Source organism: Acinetobacter sp. WC-141 (assembly GCF_000313935.1).
In the GTDB taxonomy this organism is placed as follows: Bacteria; Pseudomonadota; Gammaproteobacteria; order Pseudomonadales; family Moraxellaceae; genus Acinetobacter.
Map to the genome: position 1 here is coordinate 1 of NZ_AMSS01000029.1, position 21,333 is coordinate 21,333.

21 protein-coding genes and 1 pseudogene are annotated in these 21,333 nt (G+C 38.3%); 16 read left to right on the forward strand and 6 right to left on the reverse strand.

The features are described 5' to 3' along the window. The 6 genes from ACINWC141_RS04680 to ACINWC141_RS20690 form a co-directional block, all read left to right on the forward strand. Positions 1-191, forward strand: a 191-nt coding sequence (locus tag ACINWC141_RS04680; RefSeq protein ID WP_009388469.1) for an IS3 family transposase, incomplete at its 5' end; no start/stop codon positions are given. Between the two features lie 267 nt (positions 192-458). Further along, positions 459-785, forward strand: a complete 327-nt coding sequence (locus ACINWC141_RS04685) for a DUF4282 domain-containing protein (RefSeq protein WP_081400017.1) — start codon at positions 459-461, stop codon at positions 783-785. A gap of 263 nt (positions 786-1,048) precedes the next feature. Then, a complete protein-coding gene (locus tag ACINWC141_RS04690; RefSeq protein WP_009388413.1) occupies positions 1,049-1,246 on the forward strand; it encodes a hypothetical protein in 198 nt (65 codons plus the stop codon). Then, positions 1,209-2,045 carry a DUF6414 family protein gene (locus ACINWC141_RS04695; protein WP_009388442.1) on the forward strand — a complete coding sequence of 279 codons (837 nt, stop codon included), beginning with the start codon at positions 1,209-1,211 and terminating at the stop codon, positions 2,043-2,045. The genes ACINWC141_RS04690 and ACINWC141_RS04695 overlap by 38 nt, the downstream gene beginning before the upstream one ends. A gap of 44 nt (positions 2,046-2,089) precedes the next feature. Then, positions 2,090-2,686, forward strand: a complete 597-nt coding sequence (locus ACINWC141_RS04700) for a phage baseplate protein (RefSeq protein WP_009388437.1) — start codon at positions 2,090-2,092, stop codon at positions 2,684-2,686. A 2-nt stretch (positions 2,687-2,688) separates the two neighbouring features. Continuing rightward, the gene (locus tag ACINWC141_RS20690) at positions 2,689-2,850 is read left to right on the forward strand and encodes a phage baseplate plug family protein (protein ID WP_004738659.1); all 162 of its coding nucleotides are present in this window, start codon (positions 2,689-2,691) and stop codon (positions 2,848-2,850) included. A 45-nt stretch (positions 2,851-2,895) separates the two neighbouring features. Here ACINWC141_RS20690 and ACINWC141_RS04705 read toward each other — a convergent pair whose 3' ends face one another. Further along, positions 2,896-4,101: a tyrosine-type recombinase/integrase gene (locus ACINWC141_RS04705; protein WP_009388433.1), complete on the reverse strand. Its 1,206-nt coding sequence runs from the start codon at positions 4,099-4,101 to the stop codon at positions 2,896-2,898. 286 nt (positions 4,102-4,387) lie between these two features. After that, the gene (gene alaS, locus ACINWC141_RS04710; RefSeq protein WP_034677676.1) at positions 4,388-7,024 is read right to left on the reverse strand and encodes an alanine--tRNA ligase; all 2,637 of its coding nucleotides are present in this window, start codon (positions 7,022-7,024) and stop codon (positions 4,388-4,390) included. A gap of 270 nt (positions 7,025-7,294) precedes the next feature. Here alaS and ACINWC141_RS04715 point away from each other — a divergent pair, with 270 nt between their 5' ends. The 6 genes from ACINWC141_RS04715 (at position 7,295) to ACINWC141_RS04740 (ending at position 13,638) form a co-directional block, all read left to right on the forward strand. After that, positions 7,295-8,314: a type I glyceraldehyde-3-phosphate dehydrogenase gene (locus tag ACINWC141_RS04715; RefSeq protein WP_009388434.1), complete on the forward strand. Its 1,020-nt coding sequence runs from the start codon at positions 7,295-7,297 to the stop codon at positions 8,312-8,314. Positions 8,315-8,478: 164 nt separating this feature from the next. Then, on the forward strand, positions 8,479-9,567 hold the full coding sequence (locus ACINWC141_RS04720) for a hypothetical protein (protein WP_009388460.1): 1,089 nt from the start codon (positions 8,479-8,481) through the stop codon (positions 9,565-9,567). 183 nt (positions 9,568-9,750) lie between these two features. Continuing rightward, complete coding sequence (locus tag ACINWC141_RS04725) at positions 9,751-10,917, forward strand: ATP phosphoribosyltransferase regulatory subunit (RefSeq protein ID WP_009388457.1); 1,167 nt, start codon at positions 9,751-9,753, stop codon at positions 10,915-10,917. Positions 10,918-10,980: 63 nt separating this feature from the next. Further along, positions 10,981-12,300 (forward strand): adenylosuccinate synthase, encoded by a 1,320-nt coding sequence (locus tag ACINWC141_RS04730; protein WP_009388455.1) that lies wholly within the window; start codon positions 10,981-10,983, stop codon positions 12,298-12,300. 122 nt (positions 12,301-12,422) lie between these two features. Continuing rightward, positions 12,423-12,740 (forward strand): hypothetical protein, encoded by a 318-nt coding sequence (locus ACINWC141_RS04735; RefSeq protein ID WP_009388466.1) that lies wholly within the window; start codon positions 12,423-12,425, stop codon positions 12,738-12,740. A gap of 115 nt (positions 12,741-12,855) precedes the next feature. Further along, positions 12,856-13,638 carry a M48 family metallopeptidase gene (locus ACINWC141_RS04740; protein ID WP_009388421.1) on the forward strand — a complete coding sequence of 261 codons (783 nt, stop codon included), beginning with the start codon at positions 12,856-12,858 and terminating at the stop codon, positions 13,636-13,638. 55 nt (positions 13,639-13,693) lie between these two features. Here the strand turns inward: ACINWC141_RS04740 and ACINWC141_RS04745 are convergent, their stop codons facing one another. Continuing rightward, positions 13,694-14,743: an NADP(H)-dependent aldo-keto reductase gene (locus tag ACINWC141_RS04745; protein WP_009388402.1), complete on the reverse strand. Its 1,050-nt coding sequence runs from the start codon at positions 14,741-14,743 to the stop codon at positions 13,694-13,696. Positions 14,744-14,902: 159 nt separating this feature from the next. Continuing rightward, positions 14,903-15,610: a cAMP-activated global transcriptional regulator CRP gene (gene crp / locus ACINWC141_RS04750; RefSeq protein WP_009388407.1), complete on the reverse strand. Its 708-nt coding sequence runs from the start codon at positions 15,608-15,610 to the stop codon at positions 14,903-14,905. A 241-nt stretch (positions 15,611-15,851) separates the two neighbouring features. Here crp and ACINWC141_RS20465 point away from each other — a divergent pair. The 3 genes and pseudogenes from ACINWC141_RS20465 to ACINWC141_RS04760 form a co-directional block, all read left to right on the forward strand. Next, a pseudogene (locus tag ACINWC141_RS20465) lies at positions 15,852-15,914 on the forward strand (hypothetical protein); the annotation flags it as partial. A gap of 135 nt (positions 15,915-16,049) precedes the next feature. Continuing rightward, positions 16,050-16,472, forward strand: coding sequence for an OsmC family protein (locus ACINWC141_RS04755; RefSeq protein WP_009388411.1), 423 nt, complete (start codon positions 16,050-16,052; stop codon positions 16,470-16,472). A 93-nt stretch (positions 16,473-16,565) separates the two neighbouring features. Further along, on the forward strand, positions 16,566-16,991 hold the full coding sequence (locus ACINWC141_RS04760) for a GNAT family N-acetyltransferase (RefSeq protein WP_009388409.1): 426 nt from the start codon (positions 16,566-16,568) through the stop codon (positions 16,989-16,991). On the opposite strand, the gene ACINWC141_RS04765 is transcribed toward ACINWC141_RS04760, so the two are convergent. Continuing rightward, complete coding sequence (locus ACINWC141_RS04765; RefSeq protein ID WP_009388438.1) at positions 16,988-17,797, reverse strand: M23 family metallopeptidase; 810 nt, start codon at positions 17,795-17,797, stop codon at positions 16,988-16,990. The genes ACINWC141_RS04760 and ACINWC141_RS04765 overlap by 4 nt on opposite strands. A 299-nt stretch (positions 17,798-18,096) precedes the next feature. On the opposite strand from ACINWC141_RS04765, the gene clpB reads away from it, so the two are divergent. Further along, entirely contained in the window at positions 18,097-20,676 is a 2,580-nt protein-coding gene (clpB, locus tag ACINWC141_RS04770) for an ATP-dependent chaperone ClpB (RefSeq protein ID WP_009388405.1), read from the forward strand. 51 nt (positions 20,677-20,727) lie between these two features. Here clpB and ACINWC141_RS04775 read toward each other — a convergent pair whose 3' ends face one another. Then, the gene (locus ACINWC141_RS04775; protein ID WP_009388472.1) at positions 20,728-21,219 is read right to left on the reverse strand and encodes a CinA family protein; all 492 of its coding nucleotides are present in this window, start codon (positions 21,217-21,219) and stop codon (positions 20,728-20,730) included. Between the last annotated feature and the right edge of the window lie 114 nt (positions 21,220-21,333).

Genomic DNA, 21,333 nt, shown 5'->3' on the forward strand with positions numbered 1-21,333 from the left:
CGATTGAAAGCTTTTGGGGAATACTGAAAAATGAGTTAGTGCATCATTACAACTATCAAACCAGAGAAGAAGCCAAAGCAGATATTATAAAATACATTGAGTTATTTTATAATCATCGAAGAATTCAAAAGGGTTTGGGTTTTAAGACACCAAATCAAATGGCCGAAGACTTTTATAAGTTGGCTGCCTAGAATCTCCCAAGGGAAAGTCTCCTGATAATTCAGCGTATATCAATTTATCAGCCCCATAAAACTGAAATGACGATCAATGGTGCGGACAACCCAAATGAAACTGCTCAGGTAATACAGCGTCATAATGAAAATACAATGATTCAAATGGCGAGGAGTGTGAAACCACTAATTAACTAGATAGATATATAACAATGGTTTAATGGGTGATTTTTGAGCATCAATAGATTATTATGTAATAGTTTAACTATATACATGATAAGAGGAAAAATGAAAAGTATCCTGTTTTTAGATGCCGTTTTGTCAACCAAGATCGTCACATTTGCATACTGGATCTTACTTTTGTGTGTATGGATTACGGGGGGAGTTATGATTACTGGGGGATTGGGTAGCGACAGTCTACCTCCAGAAGCAGCAAGCCCATACACATCAGGCTCTTTGGGTGTCTTTGTTGGTATATGTATTTTAATTTTCGGTTCGGTGATAGTTCGTCTTTGGGCTGAATTTTGGGTAGTTATATTCAAGATTCAACAAAATACAAGAAGAACTGCTGACCTACTTGAGAAACTTGGTAAGAGTTACAATTCACCACTCTAAACTTTTATTTGAATCAAAACCCACCAATCAGTGGGTTTTTTAATGCAGAGATATTTGTTCTTTCATAAGCATCGATGAAAAATTTCGATATAGTGCGATGATCATTCCGATAGATTTTTGTGAACGAACAGTTCGATCTAAAATTTCATGATATGATTGTATTGCACAATACAAATTCGTATTATTTTTCATGTTGGGAGATTATGTATGGCCAGCATGAAACTGCTTATTGATGATAGAACCAATAAAAAAGGAGGTTTCATATGAACTTTTCGTTTAATACTGGAAACCACAAACAAAATAATCAATTTAATGAAGCAGCAAAAGCTTTAAAAGAAGCTGCGGAAGCTTATAAAAAAGCTATGCAGGAAAGTGCATCTCAGTATAATGAACATAGAAAAAAAGCTGAGGAGCAGATAAATCGTGGTGCAAGACTCACAAGACATCAAATCAATCTTTGATTTTTTTTATATTGATAATCCAAAAATAAAATCCTTCTATGCTCAGCTTAACGGTTTAGGCTCACTTAATACATTAAAGAGTACTAGCCAAATTGGAGACACTCGAAAGCTTGAAGCCTCTGTAGGTATGCCTGCTGTTACTGGGGGGAAAGTAGGCAATGATCATACTGTAAACACAACATCTGAACATTTATATGATGGCATTCCTACTATGCCGCGAGAAATGATTAATAAACTTGATGAACTAGGGTTTATTCAAAGAGAATTAGATCCAAGCAATCTAGGAAATTTAGTTTTAGTAGAAGGTTATCTTAATATTACAGATATTGAGGTCATGAAGGGAGTGATCGACCCCACAATAAAGTTCATGTTGAATAACATGCCAAATACAACAAATGCGCACAAAGAAAGAAAAAAAAATCTTGAATCAACTATTACTCCTCTAGTTGATTTTATGAAAAATGTACCTTTTGCTTTGAGTTGTAATCTATTTGTTCCTTATGATAGTGGTGATCTAGTTCAAGTTTGGATGAGCTTGTCGCGTGAAGATATGTCTACTGTTATTCATGATATTAACTTTAAACATGGTGAGAAACTTGCAGGGAAGTGGTATGTACTTGGTATTTTAGATGCCATACCTAATTCTTTAGATTCAAGTAATATCACGTTACCAAGTACTGGTGAAATGGAGCAATTTAAATCTGCTATGTCAGAAATGATGAAGATGTTTGGCAGAGATAATGAGGCTTACGGTATGACGCCGATAGCCATTTTTAGAGTATTAAAACCAAAAGCATAGTTAATAACCGCCGAAAGGCGGTTTTTTATTGCCCGGAGAAAAGTATGGCACTAACCGAAAGAGCTGGCTCACTTTTGTTAGGTGGGCATCGTTCAATAATGGGTTTATTTGCTGATGTGGTGATTGAAGAAAACCTTTCTGATGAGCTTATTATTACAGAGCATCCAGTAGAAAAGGGTTCACCGATTTCTGACCACTGCTATAAAGCACCACCAGAAGTAACAATGAAAATTGGCTGGTCTGAGAGTGCTGGCAGAATGAACGGGCTAATAGGTAATACATTTATCGGGTCAGATTTGTCACTTCTTGGTATTTATCAGGGGTTGCAGGCCTTACAAGGTCAACGACTTATTATTTCTAATGGTAAACGCCTTTATACGGACATGTTGATTAAGTCATTAAAGAATGTCACTGATGAAACGTCCGAAAATGCTTTGATGATCGATATTATGTTTAAAAAAGTCTTTATTGTTTCCACAAAAGAAACGCTGGTTTCAATCGTTGATCAAAAGAACCCCGAAGTAACTTCTGATGTTGTTGATTCTGGTACCAAGCAACCGAAACAAGTTAACTCTTCAGTATTGAATACTGTTTTAGGGCCAGCTGTAGATGCTTTTAGTTCATTAATGAGTGGTAAGTAAATATGGTGTTATATGAAATCCCTTTACTCGATCGGAACCAGAAATTTTTTATCAAACTAAATAAGGTGAATTACCAGCTTAAATTGGTTTATCTCAAAAGATGGTACTTAGATATCTATCAAGCAAATGCTGAACCAATTGCCCGTAGTAGAGGTCTATTATAAAAAACTTGGTGGAAGTTTAGTAAGAAGCAAAAGAGCTAATTTTATTTACTCTTCGGTTAGTTCTTTTAATTTTTCCAACCACTTTGCATAAGCTTCAGTTTGCTGTGGTAAATACTCGTAATAATCATAAGTACCTTGTTCGCCAGACATTACGTGCCCAATCATGAGCTGAGCCACATCGCGCGAGGTGAATGCACTGAAATTAGTGCGTGCTGTTCTTCGTAGGTCGTGAAGGGACCAATGCTTCATATAATAGTCATGATGTCGTCTTAGGCGCTCCATCAAGTAACCAGGTAATGAATTAGATGATCCATGACTCATAGGTGTTTCTTCACTATCATTCGTTAAGAAATACTCACATGAGCTATAGTCGAAAGCTTCGACAATTAATGCCTCCATTTCAGGCAAAATAGGTCGAATGATTTCACGGCCAGTTTTCTTACCGGTCTTATTGTTTACAACGGGAACAATCCAGACCTTTCTATTTAAATCGAAATCAGTTTTTTTAGCTTTTCTGAGTTCGCCATTTCTACAACCAAACATTAAACATAGTTTTAAGAAAATTTTGTTTTTAGGCAAAATGTTTGATTCTTCAATAGCCATCAAAACCATTTTAATTTCTTCATCCGAAAGAAATCTGGTACCTCTATTTCTTTCAATTCCTAGATCTTCTTTAGCATAGATATCGGATAAGACATTTACTTCAAGCAATTGTCTTTTTTTTGCCCATTTTAAAACCTGTTTAGCATTCGTTAATACGCGATCAGCAATCGAAGGTACATCATCTGCTAATTCTTCAAGTAAGGCTAACCATTGTTGCAGAGTAATGCGCTCAACTGGTAAATCACCGATTTCAGGTATTACATGCTGCTCAAAGGTATTTTTAATTTGCTGTGCAGAAGTCTTTTTCTTTAGACAATAACTTTCATACCAGTCATTAAAGACATCTTCAAATGTGCTTGCATCGATGTATTTTTGCTGCTGTACACGAACCTCAACTTTAGGATTCATTCCCTTATCTAATAGTGAACGCATTTCACTAGCTTTTACACGTGCATCTTTGAGAGAGATATGAGGGTAGGTGCCAAGGTCTAAACGTTCAGCTTTACCAGCAAAACGATATCTAAGCTGAAAAACAATTTTACCTTTAGGTGAGACTCTGACACTCATTGAATCCCGATCTGCTATTTCTTCAACCTTATCACGTGCCTTGCCGTTATTAGCTTTCAGCCACACTTCAGTTAAAGCCATAGTCCACCTGTGTACATAATTTTGATTAAGTAAGAGATAAGTATGAATATGTACACGTATGTGTACATAATTAATGAGACTTATTCTGTCCTAAAATGTCTTAGTATGTCTATATTAAAAATGGGGAAAATATTGAGAAATAAGGCTTTTATTGAAGTTTTTGTCTTAGTGTGTCTCGGAGTGGCTAAATGGCATTAATTCTTTTGAACGATTAATGCCATAGTTTTTCCATATAAGCCATGACCCTGAGAGGCTTTTCAGGGTCAGTTACACAAAAAGTGAAGTCTTATTTTTGTTCAAGCCATGCAGGTAATGCAGCAATAACTTGTCCAAACTTCTCGTTAAGTGGCGCGCCACCTTGTGCTAAGTCAGGTTTACCACCACCTTTACCACCTAACTCGGTTGCTAGATGCTTGATGATGTCACCTGCTTTTAGATTTGCAGTGTATTGTGATGCAACTGAAGCAAGCAGGCTAACTTTGTCACCCTCTACGCCAGCTAACACAATGACTGCGTTCTCTAATTTTGATTTAACACTGTCGTGCAAGTTGCGAAGTGATTTCGCATCTACACCTTGAACAGTGGTAATAAGCGTTTGACGACCAGAAATCGTTTGTACCTGATCAATCAATTCTGACGCTTGGAAGTTTGCCAATTTCTGATTGAGTTGTTCAATCTGCTTTTGTAATGTAGAAACAAGCTCTACATTGGCTTGTACACGCTCAACAGTTTGGTCTTTCTGTGCTTTTAATAAGCCATTAATGTGCTGGATATCTGAATCAGTTTTTTGTACTACATCTAAAGCTTTAGTGCCTGTAACTGCTTCAATACGGCGTACACCAGCAGCCACACCACCTTCAGAAGTGATTTTAAATAAACCAATATCACCTGTACGCTTAACGTGAATACCACCACAAAGTTCGATCGAGAAGTTTTTCTCATCAATCACTGAACCCATAGCAAGAACACGAACTTCATTACCGTATTTTTCACCGAACAACATCATGGCACCTTTGGCTTTTGCCGCTTCGATGTCAAGTAGTTCAGTGGTTACTGCGGTATTTGCAATAATTTCTGCATTGACCAAACGCTCAACCTGTTGCAACTGTTCAAACGTTACTGGTTGGTCATTAGCAAAGTCAAAACGTAAGATATCACTTGCAACTAAAGAACCTTTTTGTTGTACGTGCGATCCTAAAATTTGACGTAGGGCAGCATGTAATAGGTGAGTTGCCGAGTGGTTACGAGCTGTTGCATCACGAATGTCTGCTTTAACAATCGCTTCAACGTTTTGATCGGCTTTAAGATTACCAACGGTCACAATACCTTGATGAACAAAGGCTCCGCCTGATTTTTTCGTATCTTGAACTTCAAAAATACCAGTTTCATTTTTGAAGATACCCGTATCACCAATCTGACCACCACTTTCTGCATAGAAAGGAGTTTGATTTAAAACGATAAGTGCTTCATCACCTTCAGAAACTTCATCAACCTGTACGCCATCTTTGTAGATCGCTACAATTTGGCCTTGACCAGTGGTGTTGATATAACCGTCAAATTGGGTTTCGCCTTCAACTTGTACAATGCTGTTGTAATCAACTGCGAATTTACCAGCATCACGTGCACGTTGACGTTGTGCAGCCATTTCTACTTCGAAACCAGCTTCATCAATAATAAAGTCACGTTCACGTGCAATATCAGCAGTTAAATCTGTTGGGAAGCCATAAGTGTCGTAAAGCTTAAATACAGTCGCGCCAGGAATGGTCTTATCTTTTAATTGAGCAAGTTCACCTTCGAGTAGTTTTAAACCTTGCTCAAGTGTTTTAGCAAATTGTTCTTCTTCACGAATTAAAGTTGCTTCAATTACATCTTTGCGCGCTACAAGTTCTGGATAAGCCTCACCCATAACTTCGATTAACGGTTGCAACATTTTGTAGAAGAATGTACCTGTTGCACCAAGTTTATTACCGTGACGCACAGCGCGGCGGATAATACGACGTAATACATAGCCGCGGCCTTCATTACTTGGGTTTACACCATCAGCAATTAAGAAACAGCAAGAACGCGCATGGTCTGCAACTACGCGTAAAGAAGGTTGGCCTTCATCTTCAATACCAATAATATTTGCGGCAGCTTTTAATAAGTGCTGGAACAAGTCAATGTCATAGTTTGAATTAACATGTTGTAATACTGCTGAGATACGTTCCAAGCCCATACCTGTATCAACAGATGGGGCAGGGAGTGGGTGAAGTACGCCATCAGCAGTACGGTTAAACTGCATGAAAACGTTATTCCAGATTTCAATGAAACGGTCGCCATCTTCTTCAGGTGTGCCTGGTAAACCACCCCAAATGTGGTCACCGTGGTCAAAGAAAATTTCAGAACATGGACCACATGGTCCTGTGTCACCCATTGCCCAGAAGTTATCAGATGCGTATTTTTCGCCTTTATTATCACCAATACGGATAATACGTTCAGGCGCTAAACCAATTTCTTTATTCCAGATGTCATAAGCTTCGTCATCGGTATGATAAACAGTTGCATATAAACGGTCTTTAGGGAGAGCTAGCCATTCATCACTAGTCAAAAATTCCCAAGCAAATTTAAGTGCATCACGTTTGAAATAATCACCAAATGAGAAATTACCTAACATTTCAAAGAATGTATGGTGACGAGCAGTGTAACCAACGTTGTCTAAGTCATTGTGTTTACCACCAGCACGTACACATTTTTGTGATGTAGTTGCACGTACATAGTCACGTTTTTCAAGACCTAAGAAGCAGTCTTTAAACTGGTTCATCCCAGCATTTGTAAATAATAAAGTTGGGTCGTTGGCAGGAACAAGAGAACTCGACGCGACACGTGTATGCCCTTGCGTCTCAAAGTAGCGCAAAAATGCTTCACGAATTTCAGCAGATGTCATTAAACGAGTACTCACAACCAAGTCACTCCATATTTTCGAATTTGGCTAAATGTATCAATGCCTGTTTGTTTTATGCAAAACCTTAGCATGTGATACGGGGCTTATTTTTTAAAAACGCTAAATTGTAGCGGAAAAACCCCACCGAACCAACGATTTTAAAAGGAATATCTTACAAAACTGTGATTTGGCTAAAAATCTATATTCAATTGGCCGTGACGTGCTTTACTATATGCCTTCTTTAGCCTGTAGTTTTGTAGATAAGGATAGGTCATGCAACGTATCGCCATTAATGGGTTTGGTCGAATTGGACGTAACGTTTTACGTGCCTGGTTTGAGAGCCCAAAACAATTTCAATTTGAAATCGTGGCGATTAACGATATAGCAGATGTACAAACATTAGTGCATTTATTTAAATATGATTCTACGCATGGGCGTTTTAATGGAAATGTAGAAATACTGATTGAAAATGAAAAAGTTTTTTTGAATATTCAGTCAAATCAACGAACGCTAAAAGTTGAAGTTTTAAAGCAGGACCAACCAGAACTATTGCCATGGTCTAGCCTACATATTGATGTGGTACTTGAGTGTACCGGACTGTTCCGTTCTCATGCTGATGCAACCCGCCATCTACAAGCTGGAGCAAAACGGGTCATTATTGGTGCAGCACCATTTGACCATGTCGATGCGGCCATTGTTTATGGTGTGAACCATAATGAAGTTAAAGTAACAGATCAGATCATATCAAGCGTTTCATGTACTACGCAGGCTTTGGTTCCATTGGTGAAAATCATTGATGATGCTTTTGGTATTGAAACAGCACTTATGACCGAAATTCATGCGGTGACAGCAGACCAGTCTGTACTCGATCACGCGCATCGTGATTTACGTCGTGCTAGAGCATCAGGGCAAAATATTATTCCGACCACGTCTAGTGCACTTGGTGCATTAAAACGTGTTATGCCTAAAATGGAAGACCGTATAGATGGTTATTCAATTCGGGTACCTACTATTAATGTGGCTGCAATTGACTTAACTTTTATCGCGCAATCTCCAATTACTGTGCATCATATTAATGAATTGTTAATTAAAGCATCTCAAACCGACTATGCAGAAATTATGGCAGTGACTGATGAGCCTTTAGTTTCAAGCGATTTTAACCATTCTCCTTATTCACTCGTAGTTGATTTAACTCAAACTATGGTTGTGGGGCATCAAGCTAAATTATTTGCTTGGTACGATAATGAATGGGGCTATGCAAATCGATTATTAGATTTGTGCGATTCTTTCTAAAATTGAATTTAAGTAATAAAGGATGTTAAATAAACATCCTTTTATAATTATTAATTTGAAATACAAAAAGTTAAAAATAATGAAAATTATAAATATTAGTGTTGTGTAAAATTATATCTATTTGTATGATTCGCAAACATTAAAATTTTAATTATAGAGTTCATATGAAATTTAATTCAAAAAGAATAAGTGTTTTTTTAATTTTTACATCTACTATTATTTTAACTGCTTGTGGTGGCGAAAGCTCAGATCAAAATACCAATGGTCAAGCTGAAAATAATTTAGAAAAAGAAGACAACATTTACCAAGTTTATTATCAATCTTCTGATATTTCTTCAGGTATCTATAGTGATTTTTTTGAAATTACTCAATATCCAATTAAAAATAATGAAATATTTTTTGCAAAGTCACATAACCAGCCGCTAGAAACTGAGGTTTTAACTGAAAAGAAAATTTTAAATAAAGGGACGTTACAAACTAATATTGTGAAAAGGTTAACACCGAGCAGTTGGACTTATGAATTAACCCCTGATTTGAAAAAAAATTTAAAGTTTGAAATTGTGAAGTTGGATGGTGAAAATATCTTTGATCGTGTATTGCCAGGCTATAAAGAAAATATAAATTTAGAAACGGGACTTCATAATCAGCTTGATAAAAATTTAATTGAATTTTACCAAAACTATAAGAATGTTACGTTTCCAAAAAATAGTTATTGTTATCGTTTAAAAGAGACTCAATGGAATCAATCTTATATTTCATATATATCTAGTTTTTATGCCAATCCCGCGTTTAGTGAGAAAAAGCAGTCAATCATCGAAAGATATAATAACTTAGGTCTAGATAAAAAATATTTTAGGCTTCTAAATTCGCAGTGGTATGGCTATAACTTAACTGTTTTGGAAAACTTGGAAACTGGTAATATTGAAAGCGTACTGGGGAATAATAATAACCAGTCTGCTTCTATAGAGTTTGTATCAAGCAGTGTATGGGAGGCTGATAGAAATTTAGCTTATGAGAAGTCTCATCTGTATTCTATAGAAGATAACCCACTTAATGAGGTGCATTCATTAATTGCTTTCAGACAAAAGTTAAAAATCGCAAATCTTGAAAAAGGTTGCTTTGCTTTTAATACTCAAGCAGCTCAAGCTATTCAAAAGCTAAATTTAGTTAACTGGCAACCAGGTGATAGTTCAGTTATTGGCCCATTCTTTGGTCGAAGAACTTTTGACTATGATATAAGCAAAGCTGAGTAAGGCATTGAATATTATTATTAATTGTTTAAATCTTCTTTTTGACTTTAGAGTTTATTAAGAAAGATTTATGCAAATTGTCAGGTGCATGGCAGAAAGTATCATGCTACACTAAGAGAAATCGGGTGTGTTCCCGATTTTTTTATGTGGGGTCGTTCCACGTTGATCAGATTTTAGGCTTGAAATATGACCATTTCAGAGACATGGTTGCTGCCTGACGGGGTAGCAGATGTATTGCCGGAACAGGCACAAGTCATTGAAAAACTTCGCCGTGAAGCTTTAGATTTCCTCGCGGTGCGAGGTTATCAATTGGTATATACACCATTTATCGAATACATCGAATCGTTGTCTTCATTATCAGAATCAAATCAAGACTTGGATTTAGTAACTTTTAAGGTTATTGATCAGCTCTCAGGCCGTTTACTCGGTGTTCGTGCTGATATGACACCACAAGTTGCACGTATTGATGCACATGTAAGACCAGTTGAAGGCGTTGCACGTTACTGTTATTCAGGGACTGTATTACATACTAAACCACAAAATTTCAATGCCACACGTGCGCCTTTGCAATTAGGTGCAGAGTTATATGGCCACGACAGTATTGAAGCTGATGTCGAAATGGTCGATGTGATGCTGGGGTTGATTGAGAACATCTATACATTACAAGGTGCGCATTTAGATTTGGGCCATGTAGGGTTGTTCCGTAGTCTAGTAAAGTATGCTGGACTGTCAAAGAATGAAGAACATGAGCTGTCTGATCTTTATCAAAGAAAAGCGTTACCAGAGTTGGCAGAATTTACTCAAACCCTAAATATGGGTTCTGATTTCTATGCGCTTGGCCGTTATTCTAGTGATCTAGAAGCTTTACAGAAAAACTTAAGTGACAATATCTTGCAAGATGCGGAATTTAAGTCAGCATTAGATGCACTTAAGACAACGCTTGAGCAGATTAAAGGTCGTTGGCCAAATCTCAATATCGGTATTGATGTTGTAGAGCTACGTAGTTATCACTATCACACTGGTTTAATGTATGCAGTATATGCGCCGAACCGTGCTGCGCCGTTAGCGCAGGGTGGCCGTTACGATGGTATCGGTGAGCATTTTGGTCGCGCACGTCCTGCTACTGGCTTTAGTTGTGATTTATATGCCTTAGGCGCAAATCAGTTCGCAGAAATTGAAACTGTTGTTGCTCCAAAAGGTACAGAACAAGATTTACTCAAAGCAATTTCTAATGCACGTGCTCAAGGTTTACGTGTCGTTCAATTGTTAGGTAATGATGATTTAACTTCTATTCCATACGCGACCCATCAACTCGTGTTGCGAAATGGTCAATGGAATATTGAAAAGATTTAATTGCCAACGGTAAGTTTTTACTGGTGGTTTCCAATTTTAACAGCATGATGTAATGAGGCTATTATGGGCAAAAATGTTGTGGTACTTGGTACCCAATGGGGCGACGAAGGTAAAGGTAAGATCGTCGACCTGCTCACAGATCAGGCGGCTGCGGTAGTACGTTATCAAGGCGGACATAACGCAGGTCATACTCTTGTCGTAGGTGGTAAAAAAACTGTATTGCACCTCATTCCATCAGGCATTTTACGTGAAAACGTATTGTGCTTAATTGGTAATGGCGTGGTACTTTCACCAGCCGCGTTAATTGAAGAAATGGGAATTTTGGAAGCAGAAGGAGTTCCTGTTAAAGAACGCCTACGTATTTCTCCAAACTGTCCACTCATTTTGCCTAACCACATTGCACTTGATCAGGCACGTGAAAAGAAACGTGGTAATGCTAAAATCGGTACTACAGGTCGTGGTATTGGTCCTGCTTACGAAGATAAAGTAGCTCGCCGTGCAGTGCGTGTTGCTGACCTTGTTCGTGGTGGCGCGGCATTAGAAGAAAAACTGTCTGAGATGCTTGAGTTACATAACTTCCAGTTGACTCAGTTCTACGGTGTAGAAGCTGTTAAATTTGAAGATGTATTGGCTCTTTGCAACCAATGGCGTGAAGTTCTTGCTCCATTAGTAGTTGATGTTACTAAAGTGTTGCATGACTATCGCAAAGAAGGTAAGGCTGTCATGTTTGAGGGAGCTCAAGGCTCACTTCTAGATATTGACCATGGTACTTATCCATATGTTACAAGTTCGAATACAACTGCTGGTGGCGTAAGCTCTGGTTCTGGTATGGGTCCTTTACATCTTGACTATGTATTAGGTATTACTAAAGCTTATACAACACGTGTAGGTGCTGGTCCGTTCCCAACTGAATTAGTTTACGATGCAGCAAGTGATTCTGGTGACCCAATTGGTAAACACTTGGGTACTGTAGGTCACGAATTTGGTGCTTCTACTGGTCGTCAACGTCGTTGTGGTTGGTTTGATGCTGAAATCTTACGTCGTTCTGTAGACGTTAACTCACTTTCAGGTATTTGCTTGACTAAACTTGACGTTCTAGACGGTTTAGAAGAAGTAAAAATCTGTGTAGGTTATGAAAATACTGATTCAGGTTGCGTAGGTTCTTCTGATGCGGTTTCTTTTGAATGCTTGAAACCAATTTATGAAACTATGCCAGGTTGGAGCGAGTCAACTGTTGGTTTGACTAGCATTGACCAATTACCTGCAAATGCTTTGGCTTATGTGAAGCGTATTGAACAATTAATCGAATGTCCGATTGATATCGTTTCAACTGGTCCAGACCGCGCAGAAACAATTGTTTTACGTCATCCATTCTCTGCTTAATTAGCAAAGATTAAAAAGGCCTCCTGAAAGGGGGCTTTTTTTATACCCGACTAAAGTGCAGTTTTCGTTTTATTCGATTCAGATTAAAACGTTATATATAGATAAGGAATGATGGGCTCAGGATGAAGCTGCAACCAACTATTTCAAAAACAATTTTTTATTCTTTTTTATTTGCTATTGGTGGTTCTCCAACATTAGCGATGTTGGTCATTTATGGTCAAACATACCATGAAGACTTTTTCATGACTGCTTTTATGAGCTTGTCAGTATTGTTCGCATGTGTGTTAATTCCTGTCGTATTCATACAAAATAGTTATTTACTCTGGAAAAGAGAAAATCCTAATCTTGAAGAGAAAGTTAGGACCTTAAGTCATATCTATCTTGGCTTAAATGTAATATGTTTGATTTTCTGGATTTATTTGATGACTTTATCGACTTGATCGTTACATAAATACTATGATCATGAAGAAATGAGACATTCAAAGTGTCAGTGGTATTTCTTATAATAAGTGCAAAAGAATAAACAGCTTTTTCTCGATTTAGGTGATCCATGTTATGAATAAAAAACTCTTTTTAAGCTTGTGTGCAGCAAGTGTGATGACCATTTCTGGCTGTGCAACAGTAGCGGACATGGCGGGTGCAGATACTGCAACCTTAAATGCTCAATCTGCTCAAGGTTTTAATAAGATGGTGCAGGAAGCACGTGGCAAAGGAACTTTGGATACAAGTTCAAGTACCTATAGCCGTATTAATGCTGTTTTTAACCGTTTAAAACCTTATGCGAACCAGATGAACCAAACTGGTCAGCCGTTTAGCTGGCAGTTAGCGGTGTTGAAATCAGATACAATTAACGCTTACGTTGCACCTGGTGGCAAGGTAGTGTTCTATACAGGTATTGTGAATAAACTGAACCTGACAGATGCTGAAATTGCAGCGGTTATGGGCCATGAAATGACTCACGCCTTGGAAGAGCACGCAAAAAGTAAAATTGGTGCTCAAGCTTTAACTGATTTAGCATTAAATATTGGCTTAAGTCAGATTAATGGTGGTAATGTGGGTCAACTAGGGTCGGCTGCGGCTCAGTTAGGTTCACAAGTGGGTGTGGGCTTACCATATTCGCGTAGCTTGGAAAGTCGTGCGGACCAAGGCGGCTTAATGCTAATGGCGCGTGCAGGTTATAATCCAAATGCAGCGATTACATTGTGGGAAAAAATGAATAAGCTTGAAGGTGGCGGTGGTTCCTCATTCTTGTCTACTCACCCATCTAACTCTCAGCGTATTGGCGATATGCGTAAAAACTTGCCTGCAGCAATGGCTATTTATAATAGCCGTAAATAAGATATAAATTTTTTATAGATAAAGAAGACGGATGCTTAAGCATCCGTTTTTTTATTTAAGGAGCAGGGTTGGGCTGTTGGATATGAATGGCTTCGATGCCTTGTAAGACTTCAGCAGGCAGTTCAATTTCAAATGCCTGAATATTTTCTTTAAGTTGATCTAAATTCGTGGCGCCAATAATTGTGCTGGTCACAAAGAATTGTTGTTTGATAAATGCTAATGCCATTTGGGTTAAGCTTAGCCCATGCTTCTCTGCTAGCTGTGCATATTGCTCAGTTGCCCATTCGCTTTGAGGGTTGCTGTAGCGGCTAAAACGTGGAAATAATGTGACACGGGCTTTAGCGGGACGAGCGCCATTTCTAAATTTGCCAGAGAGATAGCCAAAAGCAAGAGGAGAGTAAGCGAGTAAGCCAACATCTTCATATTTAGCAATTTCAGACATACCTATTTCATAAGTACGGTTGAGTAGGCTATATGGATTTTGAACACTTACAAATTTACTTACACCTAACTTTTCAGCTAAATGTAAAAACTTCATGGTTCCCCATGGTGTTTCGTTTGATAAACCAATATAGCGAATACGCCCACGATTAATCTCTTCTTGTAAAGCAAGTAATGTTTCTTCTAGAGGTGTGGTGTCGTAATCATTTTGAGCTTGCGCATTGCCATAAGCTAGCGTACCAAAAAAGTTGGTATGACGCTCAGGCCAATGCAGTTGGTAAAGGTCGATATAGTCGGTTTGGAGACGTTTCAATGAGCCATCTAGGGCTTTAGCAATATGATCGCTGTTGAAGCGCGTATGGCCTTCTCTGATATGTGTTCCGCCAAAGCCCGGTCCGGCAATTTTAGAGGCGAGGAAGACTTTATCACGTTGACCATTTTGGGCAAACCAATTGCCAATGATGGTTTCTGTTGCACCATAAGTTTCAGGTTTTGGCGGAACCGAATACATCTCTGCCGTATCCCAAAAATATAAACCGTGTGACAAAGCATAATTGAGTTGTTCAAAAGCTTCTTGTTGGGAGTTTTGCTCACCAAATGTCATGGTGCCTAAACAAATTTCTGGAAGTTTAAGGCCTGTGCGACTAAGTGGGTTAAATTGCATACAGCGGAATCCTTGGAAATTTTGAGTTAGCCTAACGGAGAATATGTATTCAACTTAAATCATAAAATTAGAATAGTTTGTAAGTTTTGTGTATTAACTCATTGTTGCATATAAAAAAAGCAAACCGAAGTTTGCTTTTTATTAAAAACTTAATAAATATTATTCGTCATCATCATAGTCTTCATCAGAAACAGGTGCTTCTTCTAATGAAACATCAAAAATAAGAATAGCTTTACCATCTGTTTGGATCATGCCTTGATCTTCTAGGGTTTTAAGTACACGGCCAACCATCTCACGTGAACATCCCACAATACGGCCAATTTCTTGTCGAGTAATACGAATTTGACGACCGTTTGGCAAAATCATTGCCTCTGGCTGTGAAGATAAGTCGATTAAACAACGTGCAATACGCCCAGACACATCAATAAATGCAAGATCTGTCATTTTACGGGTCGTATTTTTTAAACGGCGAACAAGTTGTGCAAAAACAGCATAACTTAAGTCTGGATATTGTTTGCTAAGTTCGTGAAAGTTGTCATAAGAAATTTCTGCAATTTCACAGACATCACGAGTACGAACTTCAGCTGTACGTTGAGGGTTCGGTTCGAAAAGCCCCATTTCCCCAAAAAAGTCGCCCGGATTCAAATATGCGACAACGATTTCACGCTCATCATCTTCACGTAAAATAATTGAAACTGAGCCTTTTAAAATTAGATATAAAGATTTTGACTCTGTTCCGGCATCAACAATTGTGGTTCGTTTTGGATATCTGTTGATGTGAGCACGTTTTAACAATGCTTTAACGGATTCAGGTAGTTGCCCCGGAGATAAAGCATCTGTGCTGAGTTGTGAAAAATTTGAAGTCATGCTTAATATGTTCCGAATAGGGTAAACAATTCACACAAGCTCGAGATGAGCTATTACACAGAAGAGATGAAATTCCTTATCAACTCATTTTATGTTAGTGTACAAAACAAGGGTCTGTTGACATTTCACAGATGGTTGCGACATAAGACAATTCTTTTAGACGTTACCAAGCAAGAGCTATGAAATTTAGCCATTCTAAATAAATAGATCTTAACAACGGAACGTACAAAATAACATGGTCTTGCGCTATGTCTGCACTGCTTAAATTGCACCTCAGATTATGGCTGAAATTTCACAAACTATATAACAAAACTGGACAAAGGAATGCCATTGTCTGGGTTTTGCGTCTTATTTGGATTAATTTTTAGCTCTAACGCAATCCATAGATGAAATGTCAACAGACCCTACTTAAATTTATAATTTTTTTTAGGTAGTTGCAATGCAAACAAGTGTACATTGGCTAGAGAATGTTGCTTTTGAAGCGAAATCAGATAGTGGGCATAGTATCATCATGGATGGCTCACCTGAGTATGGGGGTGAAAACCGTGGTCCACGTCCTATGGAGTTGCTATTAATGGGACTTGGTGGGTGTGCTTCGTTTGATATTGTGACCATTTTAAAGAAATCTCGCCAAGATGTGACGAATGTTGTATGTAATTTAAAAGCTGAGCGCGCTGACGCAATTCCAGCTGTTTTTACTAAAATCCACTTACACTTTGTGGTAACAGGTAAAGCGGTGAAAGAAAAACAGGTCGCAAAAGCGGTTGAATTGTCTGCTGAGAAATATTGTTCAGCAAGTAAAATGCTTTCCGATGGTGGTGTTGAAATTACCCATGACTTCGAAATTATCGAAGCGGAATAAGGCAATTTTTATAGATAGAAAATAAAAGAAGCTAACATGAGAGTTGGCTTTTTTATTGTCAAAAATAACTAAAAAAATAAGAGGGGGGAGGAAATGAATATTCGTATTGCTAAATCGGAAGATACTCAGGCCATCTGCGATTTGCTTAAACAGATGGGCTACCCACAGCCACTCGCTCTTATCCAAGAAAAATTTGAAATATTACATAGCGACCCTAGAGCGCAGATTCTGATTGCTGAAGAAGAGAGTAAAATTTGTGGTTTTTTATCGCTTTATTTTATTCCACAAATTGCCTTACAAGGCGATTTTGCCAAAATATGCTATCTGTGCGTTGATGAGAATATGCGTAGCAAAGGAGTAGGGTGTTTGCTTGTGCATGAAGCAGAAAGGTTAGCAAGGCAACGTGGTTGTGACAGAATGGAACTTCATTCTGGAATGCAAAGACCTTTGGCACATCAATTTTACCTCAGAGAAGGCTATGTCGATGCACCAAAGTATTTTCGTAAGGCTTTAAATTAACGAGCTGTATTTAGGAAAAGCTGAGGATCTACCCGAGCATTATTCAGGCTCATGCCCCAATGTAGGTGAGGGCCTGTTACACGTCCAGTTTTGCCTACTAAGCCTAAAGTTTCACCTTGGCGAATATGTTGACCTTTCTCTACTTTAATTGCGCTTAAATGGCAGAACATGCTGATTAAGCCTTGCCCATGATCAATCAATACAGTTTGACCATTAAAAAAATAAGATCCAGTTTGGATTACAATACCATCTGCTGGTGCAACGACTTTTTGTCCTACGGGTGCAGGGATATCTAAACCTGAGTGAGGTGCGCGTTCTTCACCATTAAAGAAGCGTTTTCGACCAAAAGAATTGGTAAATTTGCCTGATGTAGGACGTATAAATGCTGGCAGGGTTTGCCATGAACTTTGTGTAAATGAGCTATATACATCATTTTGTTCTTTAGCTTCTTGGGCGTAGCGGTCTAGTTGACTCTGATTGGGATTCACATAATCTTGGTTAGTAACTTTTATTCGTTGTTCAGCATAAGGATAGGACTTAACTTCTATTTGAATAGGGGTTTTGTTCGTATCAAGTTGTACAGTCCCAAGCGGGGTAGATAATGGAATACCCACAACAGCATAACGCTGCTGGCCTTCCTGACTAATTAAAACTGGCTTTTGCTGGAAAGTGACCTGAGTAATATCGCTAGTTAAGGGTATAACTGCGATCCCACCGGGTCTTCGGGAGTCTTGTGGAAGCTGAGCGATTGCCAGTGCCGAAGTAAAAAGACAAGTTGTTGTTAATAGAATATGTTTAAAGTGCATTTTTCATTTCAAAACGAGTAGTAAACTAACAAGATAAACTAAAGCTTAAACAATAAATTCTCAATGAAGAGTTTGTGAAAAGACTAGTACGAATAAGCAGAAGCTAAATATTCAAGTATTTTAATAAAATGTAGCTGAACTGTACTTGAAATATATACAAAACAATCCCATATTATAATGGAGTTTTACTCATTGTTGTTTTATTAACATTATGAAAAATATATAAAAATTTATTTGAAATCCGAAGAAGTGTTCCCATCTATTACACAAGTACAAATTTGTTGTGAGGAATAACAAGAATGCGTTTTGAAAAATTTACAAACCGCTTGCAGCAAGCCCTTTCAGATGCTCAATCTTTAGCGATGGGTAAAGACCATACCTCAATCGCAGGTATTCATATTTTGTCTACCCTATTAGAAGAGCCATCAAATATTAGTTTGTTGCAACAAGCAGGTGCACGGTTACCTGAGCTTAAACAAAAGCTTGAGCAAGCTATAAAAGATGCTCCAACCATCGCGAATCCGACTGGGGATGTCAATTTAAACCCTGAAGCTGTTAAAGCGCTTAATTTAGCCGATAGATATGCGCAAAAAGCGGGTGATGAATTTTTGTCAACTGACTGGGTCCTATTAGGGCTAGCAGAGACAGGCGAAACTAAAAATATTTTAAGTGCCGTAGGTGTAACCCCTGACAGCTTACGCAAAGTAATTGAACATATTCGAGGTAGTGACAAAGTCATGAGTAATAATCACGAAGATCAACGTGACTCACTTAATAAATATACGATAGATTTAACTGAACGTGCTTTATCGGGAAAACTTGATCCGGTGATTGGACGTGATGACGAAATCCGCCGTACTATTCAGGTCTTGTCACGTCGTACAAAAAACAACCCTGTACTCATTGGTGAACCAGGGGTAGGTAAAACCGCTATTGTTGAAGGTTTGGCACAGCGTATTGTAAATGGTGAAGTACCAGAAGGTTTAAAAAGCAAACGTGTTTTATCATTAGATTTAGGTTCATTACTTGCTGGTGCTAAATATCGTGGTGAGTTTGAAGAACGTCTAAAAGCTGTTTTAAAAGATTTGGCAAAACATGAAGGCGAAATCATCCTGTTTATTGACGAGCTACATACGCTTGTAGGTGCAGGTAAAGGTGATGGCGCAATGGATGCAGGTAATATGTTAAAACCTGCATTGGCACGCGGTGAGTTACGCTGTGTGGGTGCGACAACTTTAGATGAATATCGCCAATATATTGAAAAAGATGCTGCATTAGAGCGTCGTTTCCAAAAAGTGTTGGTTGATGAGCCAAGCGTTGAAGATACCATTGCGATTTTACGTGGTCTAAAAGAGAAATATGCTACTCACCATGGTGTGCAAATTTTAGACTCAGCGATTATTGCAGCGGCTAAAATGTCTCATCGTTACATCACTGATCGTCAATTACCAGATAAAGCAATTGACTTGATTGATGAGGCAGCTTCTCGTATTAAGATGGAAATTGACTCTAAACCAGAAGCGCTTGATAAGCTTGATCGCCGTTTAATCCAGTTGAAGATGCAATTGGAAGCTGTAAAAAAAGATGAAGATGTAGGCAGTAAAGCTGAAGTCACTCATCTTGAAAAACAGATTGCTGAAGTCGAGAAAGAATACAACGATCTTGAAGAAATCTGGAAATCTGAAAAGACTCTTGTCGAAGGTACTAAACAGGCTCAGGTTGAACTTGATAAAGCGCGTATTGCTTTTGAGAAGGCTCAGCGTGAGGGTGATTTGGCTGAAGCAGCACGTTTACAATATGGTGTAATTCCAGAGCTTCAAAAACAACTTGAGCAAGACGAAGTTGCAGAAGAAAACGAAGAGCCAAAACTTATTCGTACTAAAGTGACTGAAAATGAAATTGCTGAAGTCGTTAGTGCCGCAACAGGAATTCCGGTTGCGAAAATGCTGCAAGGCGAGCGTGAAAAACTACTCAATATGGAAGGTTTTTTACATGACCGCGTTGTAGGGCAAGATGAAGCTGTGGTTGCCGTTTCGAATGCCGTTCGTCGTTCGCGTGCAGGCTTGTCCGATCCGAATCGTCCAAGTGGTTCATTCTTGTTCTTGGGGCCAACAGGTGTTGGTAAAACTGAGTTAACAAAAGCGCTAGCGAACTTTTTGTTTGACAGTGATGATGCCATGATTCGTATCGATATGAGTGAATTCATGGAGAAACATTCGGTGAGCCGTTTGGTTGGTGCGCCTCCGGGTTATGTGGGTTATGAAGAAGGTGGTGTTTTAACCGAAGCTGTTCGCCGTAAACCATATAGTGTGGTGCTATTTGATGAGGTTGAAAAAGCGCATCCAGATGTATTCAATATCTTGCTACAAGTGTTGGATGATGGACGTTTAACAGACTCACAAGGTCGAGTAGTAGACTTTAAAAACACTGTGATTGTGATGACTTCGAACTTGGGTTCACAAGATGTACGTGAGCTAGGTGAGGGTGCAACTGACGATGAAGTACGTGCTATTGTAATGAGTGCGGTAAGTCAGCATTTCCGTCCGGAATTTATTAACCGGATTGATGAGCTTGTGATTTTCCATTCACTCAAAAAAGCACAAATTCGAGGCATTGCCGATATTCAGTTGGATCGATTACGTTCACGACTTGTTGATCGTGATATGAGCTTGAATGTAGATGATACAGCCTTTGATTTATTGATTGATGCTGGTTTCGACCCTGTATATGGCGCGCGCCCGTTAAAACGTGCGATTCAACAACAGATTGAAAACACATTAGCTCAAAAAATCTTATCGGGTGATTTTGTCGCAGGCGATACCATTTTAGTTAAAGGCGAAAATGGGCATTTAGTCTTCGATAAAATGAAACTTATCTAAACTTTTTCTGCTAAAACCGAAAAGAGAATATGGAAACATATTCTCTTTTTTTTATGATAAGGATGTTTGTGTTGTTGTGAGTAAAGCGACTAAGGCATCTGAAACTTTCTGAGTTAATGTTTTTAATTTTTGTTCGGAGTGGCCAGATAAAAAATAATGGTAATGATAAATACGTTCTTGATAAGAAATACAAATAAAAAAAGTACCTACAGGCTTTTCTGTGGTTTCACTTCCTCCAGATTTTAATAGACCCGTACAACTTACAATAAGATCTGCTTGTTGAAATAACGTTTGGCCCAGCCTACACATTTGTTCTGTGACTTGTGGCGACTCGGCCGTGTAGGTCTCTATTAACTTTGGATCGATATTTAAAATACTAACTTTAATGCTGGGGTCGTAACTCACTAAACCACCAAGTAAAATGTCTGCACCACTATTTTTATGAATGGAAAATTGACTCGTTAAATAACCAGAACTGGCACTTTCAATAAATGCAATTTTGAGTTGACGATCTTCTAATAGTTGGCAGCAGTGCTGAAGCATTATTTCACCTCGAATGGTGTTTATTTATAAATAAATTCAATTCACAGATAAATTACAAAATCACAGTAAGTGATTTAAAGGTGTCATTCAAGTGTGTGATAAAAATCTATAAAA